Origin of the sequence: Janthinobacterium sp. HH106, assembly GCF_001758725.1 — a bacterium.
Classification (GTDB): Bacteria; Pseudomonadota; Gammaproteobacteria; order Burkholderiales; family Burkholderiaceae_D; genus Janthinobacterium.
Genome location: NZ_LRIC01000002.1, coordinates 525,870 through 538,610, shown reverse-complemented (window position 1 = coordinate 538,610; position 12,741 = coordinate 525,870). Strand labels below are relative to the sequence as shown.

The window sequence follows — 12,741 nt, the reverse complement described above, 5'->3', positions numbered from 1 at the left end:
TTACTTGGGAGAAACAATGAGCGGCGCAGCAGAAACCACGTATTACACGAATGACAGGGTAACCGTCACAAATGCCCGTTTCATGGTCGATGGCGAAACTCATGCAATAAGTGGCATTACATCGGTCAAGCTGGAGGTGAAAAAATCGAATAGGATTTTGCCAGCGGCACTCATAATTTTTGAATTATTGGCGCTCACAAGTGGCAAGAACTTGGCAACTCTATCTATCTGGCACAGGGCCATTATCTTGCTTCCAGGGCTAATTTGGATGTGCTTTCAACGAACTCACTATACGGTAACGCTTGCCAGCGCGTCCGGGGAGCATCGGGCCTTGAAAAGCAAGGTAAAGCCGTTCGTGAGCGAGGTGGTCGAAGCGATAAATCAAGCTATTGTCCGTCGAGCATAGAAAGGACCCGCAGATCGCGGGCCTTTTTACATGATGGCGTGCATGGCCAGGCGGGCATGCCATGGGCGGGACGGGCGATCCTTGATCGCGTCGAACAGGTCATGAAGCTTCGCATGGCGCACCTTGGCGGCCACATCGTAGCCGCGCACGTAGTTGCCGAAGGCTCGTGGACTGAGGTGTAGCGGCGCGACGGATGCCACCCAATCGTATAAATCGTCCTCGATGACGGCAATCTCTCCGAAGAGGTCGATTGCTTGCTGGCGTAGCTGGTAGGAAAAATAAGCTGCTGGCGGCCTCCGCTTGCGGCGGGTTGTTGTCTTTTTCATTCGGATATAATGCCCGGCGACTTGGGGCGGAAATGCGAGGAATAGAGGGTGTTTGGCGTTTTACATAATTTCGTAAAAAGCTGGACTTTTTCGAGGAACTGCATGTACTGCTTTGATTCTGCACTCTTTTAGCTATTTTACATAATATAAAGACAACGTCATTGATCACTAAATAATAAACTGTTGTTACCGGGGGAGTGCAAGACTCCGGCCCGATTTAGCGTGTAGCAACAGTACGTGAAAACCCTCAAAAATCTCCTGCCAGATGGTCTGCTCTGCGGGCGTCTTTGCACGTTCGCGATGCATGTCGAGCATGACAAGGCCAGGGTGGATTTGCAGCAATTCAGCCACCTTGACGGCTACCGCATCGTCAAAATATCCCTTGCCCTGGACGTAGCGGCTTACGGTTTGGCGTGTCACATTCAGCGCTTTTGATAGGGCATAGTCAGACTCGATCCCCAGGGCCGCCTTCACGGCGCCCATGTATTCCATAGTGTTCATGTGTTTCTCCCAAGGCATTAAACCACCTGTGCCCAGGTGGTGATGTACAGAGCATAGTCACAAGTGTGATGACATGCAACCGTAAAAGGGGCATTGACGTGTCACATGTCAAAGGCTATATTACGTTCCGTTGAGCGGTTTTATCCATCGCTCCCAAGGCAAAGCCCGCAGGCATGCGGGGCCGCTCAAATCCTTTGCCGGGGAGAATGCCTTGGGAGGCGATCATGCAAGTTACACAAAATTACAAAACAGCTACGTTTACGGTGGTCGCATGAGCCACCTTCCCGCATACCAAGTCGAAAACATTTGGGTGGCCATCGTCATCGTCCTGTGCCTCGTCGTGCTGGTGCGGCTCTACCGGGGCCGGAACAAATGAGATCGCCAAACGATAGCGCCACGCTGGAACTGCCCGGCATCAAACCGCCACCAGTGACGAAAAAGCGGGGGCGCCCGGCCCTCCATGCCAACGCTGCCGCCCGCCAGCGTGCCTACGTGGCGCGTAATGGCATTGTGCCCATGACTGTCCAGTTACCGGAAGCGCTTCACGCTGAGTTCATGACCTGGCTCACATCGAAGGGAAAAAAGCAAAGCACCGTCATCGCGCACCTGATCCGCACTCAACTGCTGAGGAAACGATAAGTGGAAAACATATCTCTGACGGCGGAAGAGTGCCGGGCTATTTGGTGGGCCATCCAATATCGACTCCCGGTACTGCGTAACGATATCGAAATTATGAAGTCACGCGGCTTTAGGTGCTCGACTATTCGGCAGCGCGAAGTGGTGATTCTGTGCGACCTGCAGGATAAGTTTGCCGAGGTTAAAGGATGAAAACGGCCGCCGCCACGTCGCAAAAAAACACCCGGAAAGAGGCGCGCATCACGATCTGGCTGCTGCTGCCGCATCCGGTGCGCCGCCTCGTGCTGGCCTTGGCTGATATGCCAGATGCCCGCTCCAATGACGAGTTGACGGCCTTCAACCGCACCGAGCGCGCCCGCATCACGGCGGCCTTGCGCTCGATGATGACGCACCTCTCCGTGGCTGAGTCGTGCATGAACGACAGCGACGTGACGACGCACACCACGACGGTCCTGCACTGATGCCGACCATCCAGCAAGAAAACGGTATCCGTAGCGTCAAGGGCTTGCCCCTGCGCTGGGGTATCTCTGCCTACCGCGAGTTGCATGCGGAGCAGGCCGGCACGATTGGCGCCATGCCTGAAGGCTACAAGCGCCTGTCGGCCATGCTGGACGAGGTAACGGCCTGCCCGCTGCCGCTGGACAGCACTGAGGCCCAGCTCACGATGCTGGCCGAGAAGTGCGCAAACGAGTGCATGAATGTCGCGCTGGATGCCCATGACGCGCAAACCCTGCGCGTCTGCGTCGAACTGATCGTGCGTATGTACGACATGGACGTCTCCACCATCAAGGATGATCGCCAGGCCGTCAAGCGCTACACAGACCCGGCATGGTGGCGTCGCAACCTGCGCACCGTCCATGGCCGCGCCCGTGAGCATGCGGCAATGCGCCTGGGCTTCGTGTCGAGCCGCAAGGGCAAGTATTGCAGCGACGAGGCAGCGAAAAGCCGTGTCGGCCAGCGCCGCCGCAACAAGAAAGTGCTGCAAAACACAGTGCTGCGCAACATGGAAACGGGGCAGGAGTTCGCGCTCGATGAACTGGCCGACAAGAGCACGGCAAACCCGAAAATACGCCATGACGAGCTGATGATGCGCATGGACGGCGTGGACGAGATAGCCATTGAAAACGGTCACGTAGGACTGTTCGTCACGCTGACGGCGCCCGCCGCCTACCATGCGGTGCTGGAATCAAGCAACATGCCGAACCCGAAGTACAACGGCGCCACGCCACGCGAAACGCAGTTGTACCTGCGCGACCTGTGGGGCCGCACCCGCGCACAGAACGACCGTGACTGCATTGCCCCTTACGGCTTCCGCGTCGCTGAGCCGCACCACGACGGCTGCACGCACTGGCACATGATGGTTTTCATGCCCGCCGACGATATCGAGATATTCAAGCGCAACCTGCGCAAGTTCGCCCTGCAAGAGGGCGCGAACGACCCCGGCGCGGACAAGCACCGTGTGAAATTTGAGGCGCTCGACCCGGCGAAGGGCAGCGCCGCCGCCTACATGATGAAGTACACGGCAAAGAACATTGACGCCGAAGGCATCAAGGAAGACGCGAACGGGCGCGACATTATCACCAAGGAAATGCGCGTCAACGCCTGGGCGGGAGTGTGGGGGATCCGGCAGTTTCAGGCGTTCGGCCAGCCCCCCCGTGACGCCGTACCGCGAGGGCCGCCGCGTCGCTGAGGCCGTCGTGGAGCAAGCGCCGGAATGCGTCAAGGATATCTGGCTTGCTGGCAACCGCCTTGACTTGGTGGACGAGGAAACCGGCGAGATAGCCGGGCAGAAAAAATGTTCCTGGGCGGCCTACATTCGGGCGCAGGGCGGTATCAACATGGGCCGGGGCTATCGGGTGCGTGTGGCGCAGGCGGCGCGCGCAGAGGCAGGGCGCTATGGCCTGTTCGGACGCGGCCCTGTGGGCCTGTTCGTCAAGCCTGATCCTACGTTCGTCGGCCCGCCACAGATGTACGCCTCTACCCGCTTCACGTGGCGCCGCGTCGGGGTTGCTGTTGACGTGCGGGTTTGCCGTCCTTGGAGTCCTGTCAATAACTGTACGCCGGCCAGCGAAAAAAATTGGGAACGGCATGCGCCGTGCCCGGCCCAGGTGGAGCCGCACGATGATTCCGACTGGTGGGGGCAGGCAGATTTTGCCGTTTTTGAAGATCAGGACTATCAAGACCTCGTTGCGGATCAAGACGAGCGGTGGCGCATCATCGCCGCCCTGAAAAAGTGCGACGAGCACGACCGATTAATGCAATTTCAAATGGGGGAGTCATGCATGAAAAATTGAAGGCTGCGTTTTCGCGGCTGAGCGCGCTGGCGGCGGCGTACCTGCCGTCCGGCTACAAAGAGACATTGCTGGAAATGGCAATGGAAATCGACCGCCTGCGGGTGGAAGTCAATCAACTGAAGGGGAAATAAGATGCAATTTACGCAATATCAATCGGTGCAGGTGATCGATGAAACACTGGAGCGTTTCGGCCAGGTCGGCAGCTATGTCGGCATGGATGGCACGGATTACAACCTGAAATTCGATGACGGCGTTATCGAGTCCTTCGAAATTACCTCGATCAAGGGACTTTTCTAACCATGGCCACCGCTAAAAAAAATCTCGGCAAGATGCCTTGCCCCGACTGTGGCGACCCGGTAGCGGTGATGCAGTCCGAACCGGGTACGCTCAGCTACAAATGCCAGCATGCCGACTGTGAATCGTCTGGCTTCGCCCAGGCGCATACCGGCGCCGCACGGCGATGGCTGGCGAAGTTGCCGAAACCGGCCTTAGGCGAACCGCCTAAGGCCGAAGTCAAACCGCCCGTAAAGGAGGCTGAGAAACAGCAGCCTAAGGGCGGTTTCAGCTTCCTCAACGCATAGGGGAGGGCAGCATGGAACAACAGGAACAGCAGTCGGAAATGTCAGGCGAACAGGCGGCCGACCTTCAGCGGCTCGTGTCGGCGGCGGCGGTGCAGGAAAACGACGCAAGCAAGGTGCAGCAGGTCGAAGAAGATCGGGTCGTCGGCGAGCTTGAGGATAGAAACGCGCAGGGGCTGAGCATGCTGATCGACTTGGCAGGCCCGACGCTGGCACAGTTCGGTTTCCCCAGCGTGGGCGTGGTACTCGGTTACAAGGATGCCTCCGGTGTGACGCGGGGCCAGGCGCTGGCGTTGGTGTGGGCGCCGGTGTTGACGAAATATGGCGTAGACATGTCGGAACTGGGCGGCAAATACAAGGCGGAGATAACGGCCGTGTTTGTGTCGCTGCCGATTGCCAAGGCATTGCGAGACGCGGTGATGCATGACGTAAGAGTAAAACGCGCCGCTGAGCAGCCGGAACAGGGCCAGCAGGCGCCTAAGGCGGAACAGGTGGGGGATGTGCCGCAGGAAGTAGCGGCGGCCCTGCCATGACGCTAAAAACGGAAGATGGGCGCCTGAGGGTGGTGTCGGGCGCGTCGCGTTGCGGGAAAACCACCCAGGTGGCGAAGGAAACCGCCAGCGAGAAACGAATCTGCGCTTGGGACCCGGAAGACCAGTGGGCGCAGTTGCCGGGTTATCGCAAGGTGACGACGAGGAAGGAGCTTTTGGCGGCCATGGGCACGCCAGGGCGCGTGCGCGTGGCGTATGTGGCGGGCGGCGACATCAAGGCAGAATTCGACTTCTGGTGTGGTGTGGTCATGTACGCGGGGCGCTACATCGCGCCACTGGTGGCGATTGCTGAAGAGCTGGCGGACGTGACAACGTCCTCCAAGGCGCCGGGGAACTGGGGCATCCTGATAAGGCGCGGCCTTAAGCGGGGCATTACGATCTATGCCATATCCCAGCGCTGGGCGGAAGCTGACAAGACCGCTATAGGCAATGCGTCTGAGTACCTGCTGTTTACGTCACGTGGTGAGGACGTTGACTATATCGCCAGGAAGACGCGGGTTCCGATTGACGAGATTGAGTCGCTGAAGCCGTTTGAATTTATCCGTTATGACCCTGTGACGAAGGAAAAGGCGCGTACAAAACTGCGTTTTTAGTAGTATTTATGCTACAGAGCGAAAATAAAGTTGAGCGGCAGGGCGGGAATTTCCGCCCGCCTAAGGCGACCGCCTAAGGCCGGATTTTTGCCTTTGAAATTGGAAAAAAACACTATGAGGACTGCGAACAACAGTTCTCATTTTTTTTACCAATTTTCTGAGGAAATCATGACTCAATCCGAAATGACCAAACTGGCGATGGCAATCGGCATCCTGTTTGGCGTGTATAAATTCGTGCCGAACCAGCTGGCTAAAGCCGCTGCCCTGGGCGTTGCCGGTGTCATCATCGGTAAGCGCGTGCCTATCCTCAAAGACGTACTGTAAGGGGCGCGCCATGGGCTTACGCTTGAAATGCCTCCCCTTCAATAACGTCGTCGCCAATGGCGTCGCCACGCTCGACCTGTCGTCCCTGCTGGGTACGACTATCGAGCGCATCGCCCTGCAATTGGGCGGCACGGCGCTGACGAAGGCCATGCTGACCAGCATCCAGATCAAGGCGAACGGCAAAATCATTTACGACACATCCGGCGCCCGCCGCGATACCTGCATGCAGTATCGCAGCATCACCGCCAATGCCGGTTTTCTGGTGCTCGATTTCAGCGAAATCCGCAGCAAGACCGAATTGGGCCAGTCGCTGGGTTCGATCGATACGACCATGGGCATTACCAGTTTGAAGCTGGAAGTGACCATTGCGGGCGCCACGGCGCCGACGCTGCAAGCCTGGGCGGAAGTAGACCGCCCCCAGGTCGATGCGGCGCAAACGTCCACGCGTGGCCTGATGGCCCGCGTGCACAGTTCGAACCAGACCATTGGCGGATCGGGCCAGTTCTCGCTGTCCGTGCCACACTTTGCGGTGTCGGAAGGCGGCTCCATTTACAAGCGCATCGCGATCTTCTCGGCCAACATGACCGGCCTGCTGATCAAGAAAAATGGTGTCGTGGTCGAAGAAAACATCAAGACCCTGAACGACTACCAGCAGCAGGAATACCGCAAGGTGCCGCAAGCTGGCCTGTACATGATGGATTTCATCGTAGATGACAACCAAAGCCAGGCGCTGAACACGCGCGACGCGCAGACCATGGAAATCCTCGGCACGTTCTCGGCCGGCGAAACCATCGTGATCGAAGTCGAAGTTCTGGAACCGCTGGGCGTTTTCTAAGGAGCCGTCATGGATGAAAGCACAAGCGCATGGCTTGCCGCGCGCGCTGGCTTCGCTCTTGACACATGGGTAGATCGCCAGCTTGGCGGCGGTCAAACCCTGTACAACAGCGGCCAGACCTACGGGCAGGATGAATTCGGCAACGTCTACGTGCTGGGCCAGCCGAACACTCCTACCCGCGTCACCAGCACGCCGCAAATGAACCCGCTGTTCCTGCTGTTGCTGGTCGGCGCGGTCATCTTCGTGGCGTCGAAATAATGGCGGCGGCGCCAATGCAGGTTGACCCGTTCGCCCAGCTTTTCGGCACGGCGGCGGGCGTGGCCACCAAGGCGCTGGCCGACAATACGCCACAGACCAGCTCGACAAATTCCAGCTTCGGCTATGACTCGTCGGGCTGGGTGGTCAACGTCGGCAGCGGATCGGCCAGCAATGCGCAGTCGCGCTCGGAAATCGGGAATTTGCTGGGCATGCTGAGCAACCCCCTCGTGCTGGGCGCGATCTGCGTCGGCATTTACCTGTGGTCGAAGCGATGAAATTCACGGCCATCCCCGAAGACCATGCGCGCCAGTTCGTGGCGCGCATGGTCAAGGTGGAAAAGTGGGACTGGTCGGGCCTGTGCGGCGTGGACGATGTGATCGGCGGCGGTGATGCCTATGCCGCGCTCGATGCGGACGGCAAGCCCACGGTGGCCTTCGTCGTGGAGCAGGTGCAGTACGAGCATGGCCGTGAACTGGTCGTGCGCGTGGCGCATCAGCTGGTGCGCGGGCGCGATCTGGTCGGTGAGGTGCTGCCAGAAATTGAGCGCGTGTTCGGCGTGGGCTGCGATGCGGTGACGATCTACACGAAGCGCGCAGGGCTCGTGCGCAAGCTGCAAGGCGCCGGATATGGCGAGGCGGCAAAAATCATGCGGAAGGCAATCAAAAAATGAGCATTATTCAATTCTGGAAGGCGCTGTTCTGCTTTGCCATTTTGCCCCTGTATTTCGGCGGCAGTAAGAGCCAGAAGACTGAAACATCGTCGGCGGTAACGGATAGCCGTTCCATCGTGACAAACACGCTGGACGGCGGCGCCATCGCCGGGGCGTTCGATATGGGCAAGGCCGCCATCACGGGCAGCACGGCCAACACCGGGAAGGCGCTGGACTACGGCGAAAGCCTGTTCGAGACCGCATCCGGGGCCGTGGCGAAGACGGCGGACAGCGCAATAACGCGGTATGCCGACCTGTTCGACACAGCAGCAAGCACGCTTGCAAGCCAGGCGGACAAGTCGCGCACTGCATACGGCGATATGTTCGATCAGTCGCTGAGCGCGGTAACCAGCGGCGCGAAGGAATCGCAGAAAACGTATGCCGACCTGTTCGATAAATCGCTGGGCTTCGTGGAAAACTCGCAAAAAAACCTGACCACGGCGTACGACAAGGCGCAATCGGCGCAGTCGGCGGCCATGGGCCAGTTGCAGGGCGCGTACGCCGATGCAAAGGGTACTTCCGACTCACAAAAGCAAGTCATCATCGGCGTGCTGGTCGTTGCTGGCCTGCTGGTTCTGGCTCCCGTTCTGGCGAAGGCATAGCATGCAATACGACTTCAATTTACTTCCAGGCGGCGCCCTGAATCTGGACGTCAAGGGCAAATTCTTCAAGTATCGCAGTGGTGCTGGCCCTATCCGCGTACGCGCCTCGAAGGGCGGCTACGTCGATCTGCTGCCAGGACAAGGCGTGTGGAGCCTTGATTACGACAGCTTGACGGTGCAGGACCGGAGCGGCGCAAACAATGCGGGCGTGCTGATCGCAGGCGACTTTGATTTTCATGACGACCGTATCACCGGAACGGTCGATATGGTGGACGGCGGGCGCACGCGCACCCTGGCCAACACAGCATTTCTGGCGGATACGGCCATCAGCCCGGGCGCATCCTACGCCACGTTGCAGCTCTGGAACCCTGTGGGTTCTGGCAAAAATGTAATGCTGGAACAGATGACGATATCGGTGGATGCGGGAACGGCAATTTCCATGTGGGATTCGACGGCGCCGAAACTGACGCCGGGCCAAAACCCGTCGCCAAAATTGCTCGGCGGGGCGGCGGGCGTGGCGCGCACATTTATGGACAATCCGGGCGTGGCCTATTCCGGCGTGCGCAATGGTTCGGTCAACTGCCAGGCAAACGGAACATTTGTGTTCCCCATGCGGGAGCCGATTGTTATTCCGCCAGGGCGCGGCTTTGTGGTGCAGTCGGGCACGATCACGACAATTCTGCGCTGCATGTTCGAATTCTTTGAAGAGCCGCTGTAAATGGATATGCGGGCAATCGCCATTGCGGGCGGCGCGGCATTGCTGCTGCTGTACCTGCTGGACGATGGCGAGGGCGGGGAAAGCGCGAACGGCGCCGATCTGGAAGACCTTGGGAATCAGGCGCTTGACGCCGGCAGTGAATATTTTAGCGAGATAGACGACATGACAGCACAAGCGAACGAGCGGGCATTCTTGGCCGCCATCAGGGTAGGGGAGGGAACGAGCGCCAGTAATGGCTACTCGATCCTCTTCGGCGGGACCACGTTCGGCAGCTTTGCCGATCATCCGGCCTTGCTGGGCTGGCGCGGAGTCGGCTTGAGCAATGCCATGTGCGCGGCGGCGGGTTTCGGCCCAGGCTGCGTATCGACAGCGGCGGGCGCCTTCCAGATCAACAAGCCGACGTGGCTGCGCGTGAGCCGCAAGCTGGGCCTGACCGACTTTTCACCGGCCAGCCAGGATGCCGTGGCGCTGGAACTGATCAGCGAAAAAGGCGCGCTGGCGGACGTGCGCGCGGGCCGGGTGGAAATTGCCGCCGACAAGGTGCGCAAGGTGTGGGCATCGCTGCCAGGTGCTGGCTACGGCCAGGGCGAGGTAAAAATGGCCGCTTTCGTCAACAATTACGCAAATGCAGGGGGCACGGTCGCATGAGCAATCGAGATATCGTACTGGTGGCCGCGCTGGTCGTGGGCGCCGTCCTGTACATGAAGCGCGCAAAGGCGTCGCCGACGACGACGGTCCCGAAGGGTGGCCAGGTGCAAACCAATAACGTGCAGGATCAGCGCTGGAATGCGGTGATCGGTGGCGCGTGGAAGTTCCTGAAAGACGCACAGAACAAAGACGGTAGCCCGGCTTTCCTCATGAAAAACTGGATGGGCCAGACGGTGACGAGCGACGGCAAGCCCGTCGGCGAACAGCTTGGCGACCTGTTCCCGTATGCCTACGGCGACGGCATGACGGATAGCGTCAGCTACGGCGACACGCCAGACCTGATTAACGGTCTGTTCCCGACCCTCTCAGGCGAGTGGTGGCAATAATGGGCAACATGGAAGCGGTGAAGCTGGTAGCGATCATTGCGGCGGTGGCCGCCGTGATTTACGTTGTAAAAAAAAAGGGGGCGGCGGCGGATGTGGGTGCGGCTGTGGGGGGCGCAATCGTTGATGCGGCTGGCGGCGTGGCGACGGGCATTCTTGACGGCGTGAGCACGGCAATCGGCATCCCCACGACGAGCGAGACGCTGACGGACACGGGCGAGTGCCGGTCGTACATGGATGCAAACGGCGTCTGGTCGTCCATGGGCAAATGCGGCCTGCCAGCGTTCATGCGTGCGGCCAACTTCTGGCCAGCGGTGTCGTGGATGCCAGCCGACACGGAGCCGCGTCGTTCCACACCAATGTTTGATCGGCAACTGTGATGAACCTGTCAAAAGTTATCCCTACGGGGCCGGAAGTCGCCCGCGAGGCCATCATTGTCTTGGGCGGCATCCTGATCGCGGCGTATGTGCTGAGCCGTTTCCCGAAAATCCGCGATTGGGTGGCCGCACAGTCGATAACGGTGAAAGACACGAGCGGCCGCCAACTTTACTAAAAAAGGGGAATTCATGAATCGACTGAAAGAGCCGTCCACCTGGGCGGGCCTGGCTGGACTGGTGCAGGGCGCCAAACTGTTTGTACCGCCGCAATACCATTTCGTGATCGATGGCGCCTCCATTTTTGCGGGTGGCCTGGCGGCGCTGATCACTGAAAAAGGCCCGGTGGCGAAATGAGCGTGATCGAGGCTATCCAGATAGTCACCAGCACCGGGGTGCTGGCCGGTGGCCTCGGCGTGCTGAAATGGGCGCTGTCGATGGAACGGCGCGTGATGAAACTTGAACTGACGAGGGCTACACCATGAGCAAACGGACGCCGCCGCGCAAGGCAAACGGACAATTCCGCAAGCGCAAGAAGAAATAGCAGAGGCCCGCAAATCGCGGGCCTTTTTACATGATGGCGTGCATGGCAAGGCGCGCATGCCATGGGCGGGACGGGCGATCCTTGATGGCGTCGAACAGGTCGTGCAGCTTCGCATGGCGCACCTTGGCGGCGACGTCGTAGCCGCGCACGTAGTTGGCGAAGGATCGAGGGCTGAGGTGCAGCGGCGCGACAGCGGCGACCCAATCGTACAAATCGTCCTCAATGACGGCAATCTCTCCGAATAGGTCGATTGCTGGCTGGCGTAGCTGGTAGGAAAAATAGGCTGCTGGCGGCTTCGGCTTGCGGCGGGTTGTTGTCTTTTTCATTCGGATATAATGCCCGGCGAACTGAGGCGGCAATGCGGGGAATAGAGGGGTGTTTAGCGTTTTACATAATTTCGCAAAAAGCTAGACTTTTTCGAGGAACTGCATGTAACGCTTTGATTCTGCACTGCTTTAGTGATTTGACATAATATAAATTATGCGAAGTTATGGACGGATTTGTCAAATCCCCCGTTTTGCAACTTATACAATCGCAAATGCGATTTTGGCCCTTTGCGCGCCGCTGTCGCTGGTGGCTCACAAGCTACATGAAATACGGCTTATCCCCGTCCGTGTTCGGTTTGTTCACGCCGAGGTTGGCGTGCCGGTGCAGGTCTGGCGTTTCGATGATGCTGGCGATCAGGTCTGCCACGCTCCGGCGCGAGACCACGGTGCCTTTGAATGGCGCGTGGCGTGTCGTCAGTTCGTAGTCGACTTCGTCTTCGTTCGTCATCCAGGCTGGGCGCACGATGGTGTATACCAGGCCCGATGCTTCGATGGCGTCGGCGGCGCGGCGGAATGGTTTCAGGTCTTCGGCCAGCATGGCGTTGTTCCACTCGCCGAATTTGCCGGGAACTTCATCGTAGATGCCCATCGACAGGACGAAAATCAGGCGTTCGACGCCCGAGGCCCGCATGGCGGCAATGATGCTGTTGGCCTGGTGTTCCATGTCGTCGCCCACCAGATTGGCGTAGACCACGTCGTGACCGGGCATCGTTTGCCGCAGCAAAGCCTGGTCCAGCACGTCACCGGCCAGCACGCTGCTGTTGGCCGGGACTGGCGTTGGCAGCTTGCCGGGATTGCGTAGCAACAGTGTCAAGGCGAAGTCTTTACGGCCCGCGAAGGCGCGGATGACCCACTGCGCCACCTGTCCGCCTGCACCCAGTATCAATATCTTTTTCATCGTTATCGCTTTCGTCATGGCACGCTGACATGCAAGAAGTTACAGGCTTTCTTTAACGAAAGGAGCACGGCGCGCTTGAAAAAAAGACAAAAACGCGCCATGAGCGCCAGCCCATCGCCTTGTCCAGCGGTAGATTGCTGGCCTTGTAATTTCAATGAAATCAGGTGCTTGCCGACTATGTTGAATAAGAAGTCTCAACATTGGATAAGCAATCAGGAGACCCGCATGGGCCGCTCG

General features: G+C 58.9%; 27 protein-coding genes. 23 read left to right on the top strand and 4 right to left on the bottom strand.

Annotation, left to right across the window (positions count from 1 at the left end; translation table 11 throughout):
- The first annotated feature begins 16 nt into the window (after window positions 1-16).
- A complete protein-coding gene (locus JAB8_RS02980) occupies window positions 17-406 on the top strand; it encodes a DUF6232 family protein (protein WP_070288413.1) in 390 nt (129 codons plus the stop codon).
- A 26-nt stretch (window positions 407-432) separates the two neighbouring features.
- Here the strand turns inward: JAB8_RS02980 and JAB8_RS28805 are convergent, their stop codons facing one another.
- Together JAB8_RS28805 and JAB8_RS02975 are read right to left on the bottom strand one after the other, a co-directional pair.
- Window positions 433-732, bottom strand: a complete 300-nt coding sequence (locus tag JAB8_RS28805) for a hypothetical protein (RefSeq protein WP_139142919.1) — start codon at window positions 730-732, stop codon at window positions 433-435.
- A gap of 186 nt (window positions 733-918) precedes the next feature.
- On the bottom strand, window positions 919-1,233 hold the full coding sequence (locus tag JAB8_RS02975; RefSeq protein ID WP_070288412.1) for a helix-turn-helix domain-containing protein: 315 nt from the start codon (window positions 1,231-1,233) through the stop codon (window positions 919-921).
- Window positions 1,234-1,605: 372 nt separating this feature from the next.
- Here JAB8_RS02975 and JAB8_RS02970 point away from each other — a divergent pair, with 372 nt between their 5' ends.
- The 22 genes from JAB8_RS02970 (at window position 1,606) to JAB8_RS30115 (ending at window position 11,221) form a co-directional block, all read left to right on the top strand.
- Window positions 1,606-1,872: a hypothetical protein gene (locus JAB8_RS02970; RefSeq protein WP_070288411.1), complete on the top strand. Its 267-nt coding sequence runs from the start codon at window positions 1,606-1,608 to the stop codon at window positions 1,870-1,872.
- A 185-nt stretch (window positions 1,873-2,057) separates the two neighbouring features.
- Complete coding sequence (locus tag JAB8_RS02960) at window positions 2,058-2,330, top strand: hypothetical protein (protein ID WP_070288409.1); 273 nt, start codon at window positions 2,058-2,060, stop codon at window positions 2,328-2,330.
- The gene (locus JAB8_RS02955; RefSeq protein ID WP_070288408.1) at window positions 2,330-3,559 is read left to right on the top strand and encodes a replication endonuclease; all 1,230 of its coding nucleotides are present in this window, start codon (window positions 2,330-2,332) and stop codon (window positions 3,557-3,559) included. Before JAB8_RS02960 ends, JAB8_RS02955 begins: the two co-directional genes overlap by 1 nt.
- Window positions 3,560-3,566: 7 nt before the next feature.
- Window positions 3,567-4,163, top strand: coding sequence for a hypothetical protein (locus JAB8_RS29795; protein WP_254679428.1), 597 nt, complete (start codon window positions 3,567-3,569; stop codon window positions 4,161-4,163).
- Window positions 4,148-4,294: a hypothetical protein gene (locus JAB8_RS29400; protein WP_175445150.1), complete on the top strand. Its 147-nt coding sequence runs from the start codon at window positions 4,148-4,150 to the stop codon at window positions 4,292-4,294. The genes JAB8_RS29795 and JAB8_RS29400 overlap by 16 nt, the downstream gene beginning before the upstream one ends.
- Window position 4,295: 1 nt before the next feature.
- Entirely contained in the window at window positions 4,296-4,460 is a 165-nt protein-coding gene (locus tag JAB8_RS29395; protein ID WP_175445149.1) for a hypothetical protein, read from the top strand.
- A 2-nt stretch (window positions 4,461-4,462) separates the two neighbouring features.
- Window positions 4,463-4,744, top strand: coding sequence for a hypothetical protein (locus tag JAB8_RS02945; protein WP_070288406.1), 282 nt, complete (start codon window positions 4,463-4,465; stop codon window positions 4,742-4,744).
- A gap of 11 nt (window positions 4,745-4,755) precedes the next feature.
- Entirely contained in the window at window positions 4,756-5,274 is a 519-nt protein-coding gene (locus JAB8_RS02940) for a hypothetical protein (protein ID WP_070288405.1), read from the top strand.
- A complete protein-coding gene (locus JAB8_RS02935; protein ID WP_070288404.1) occupies window positions 5,271-5,885 on the top strand; it encodes a hypothetical protein in 615 nt (204 codons plus the stop codon). Before JAB8_RS02940 ends, JAB8_RS02935 begins: the two co-directional genes overlap by 4 nt.
- A gap of 168 nt (window positions 5,886-6,053) precedes the next feature.
- Window positions 6,054-6,209, top strand: a complete 156-nt coding sequence (locus JAB8_RS29390; protein WP_157792321.1) for a hypothetical protein — start codon at window positions 6,054-6,056, stop codon at window positions 6,207-6,209.
- 10 nt (window positions 6,210-6,219) lie between these two features.
- The gene (locus JAB8_RS02930) at window positions 6,220-7,044 is read left to right on the top strand and encodes a major capsid protein P2 (protein WP_070288403.1); all 825 of its coding nucleotides are present in this window, start codon (window positions 6,220-6,222) and stop codon (window positions 7,042-7,044) included.
- Between the two features lie 9 nt (window positions 7,045-7,053).
- Window positions 7,054-7,302, top strand: a complete 249-nt coding sequence (locus JAB8_RS02925; protein ID WP_070288402.1) for a hypothetical protein — start codon at window positions 7,054-7,056, stop codon at window positions 7,300-7,302.
- Between the two features lie 14 nt (window positions 7,303-7,316).
- Window positions 7,317-7,577, top strand: a complete 261-nt coding sequence (locus JAB8_RS02920) for a hypothetical protein (protein ID WP_139142918.1) — start codon at window positions 7,317-7,319, stop codon at window positions 7,575-7,577.
- A complete protein-coding gene (locus JAB8_RS02915; protein WP_070288400.1) occupies window positions 7,574-7,972 on the top strand; it encodes a hypothetical protein in 399 nt (132 codons plus the stop codon). Before JAB8_RS02920 ends, JAB8_RS02915 begins: the two co-directional genes overlap by 4 nt.
- Complete coding sequence (locus JAB8_RS02910; protein WP_070288399.1) at window positions 7,969-8,613, top strand: hypothetical protein; 645 nt, start codon at window positions 7,969-7,971, stop codon at window positions 8,611-8,613. The genes JAB8_RS02915 and JAB8_RS02910 overlap by 4 nt, the downstream gene beginning before the upstream one ends.
- 1 nt (window position 8,614) lies before the next feature.
- Window positions 8,615-9,331 carry a hypothetical protein gene (locus JAB8_RS02905; protein WP_070288398.1) on the top strand — a complete coding sequence of 239 codons (717 nt, stop codon included), beginning with the start codon at window positions 8,615-8,617 and terminating at the stop codon, window positions 9,329-9,331.
- Window positions 9,332-9,979, top strand: coding sequence for a glycoside hydrolase family 104 protein (locus JAB8_RS02900; protein WP_254679427.1), 648 nt, complete (start codon window positions 9,332-9,334; stop codon window positions 9,977-9,979).
- A complete protein-coding gene (locus tag JAB8_RS02895) occupies window positions 9,976-10,365 on the top strand; it encodes a hypothetical protein (RefSeq protein ID WP_070288397.1) in 390 nt (129 codons plus the stop codon). Before JAB8_RS02900 ends, JAB8_RS02895 begins: the two co-directional genes overlap by 4 nt.
- Window positions 10,365-10,742 (top strand): hypothetical protein, encoded by a 378-nt coding sequence (locus JAB8_RS02890; protein ID WP_070288396.1) that lies wholly within the window; start codon window positions 10,365-10,367, stop codon window positions 10,740-10,742. Before JAB8_RS02895 ends, JAB8_RS02890 begins: the two co-directional genes overlap by 1 nt.
- Complete coding sequence (locus JAB8_RS29385) at window positions 10,742-10,915, top strand: hypothetical protein (RefSeq protein WP_157998737.1); 174 nt, start codon at window positions 10,742-10,744, stop codon at window positions 10,913-10,915. The genes JAB8_RS02890 and JAB8_RS29385 overlap by 1 nt, the downstream gene beginning before the upstream one ends.
- Before the next feature lie 13 nt (window positions 10,916-10,928).
- Window positions 10,929-11,093 carry a hypothetical protein gene (locus JAB8_RS29380; RefSeq protein ID WP_175445148.1) on the top strand — a complete coding sequence of 55 codons (165 nt, stop codon included), beginning with the start codon at window positions 10,929-10,931 and terminating at the stop codon, window positions 11,091-11,093.
- The gene (locus tag JAB8_RS30115) at window positions 11,090-11,221 is read left to right on the top strand and encodes a hypothetical protein (protein ID WP_275528095.1); all 132 of its coding nucleotides are present in this window, start codon (window positions 11,090-11,092) and stop codon (window positions 11,219-11,221) included. Before JAB8_RS29380 ends, JAB8_RS30115 begins: the two co-directional genes overlap by 4 nt.
- An 85-nt stretch (window positions 11,222-11,306) precedes the next feature.
- Here the strand turns inward: JAB8_RS30115 and JAB8_RS28800 are convergent, their stop codons facing one another.
- Entirely contained in the window at window positions 11,307-11,606 is a 300-nt protein-coding gene (locus tag JAB8_RS28800; RefSeq protein ID WP_139142917.1) for a hypothetical protein, read from the bottom strand.
- A gap of 259 nt (window positions 11,607-11,865) precedes the next feature.
- Window positions 11,866-12,504 (bottom strand): SDR family oxidoreductase, encoded by a 639-nt coding sequence (locus tag JAB8_RS02880; protein WP_070288394.1) that lies wholly within the window; start codon window positions 12,502-12,504, stop codon window positions 11,866-11,868.
- Window positions 12,505-12,741 lie beyond the last annotated feature (237 nt).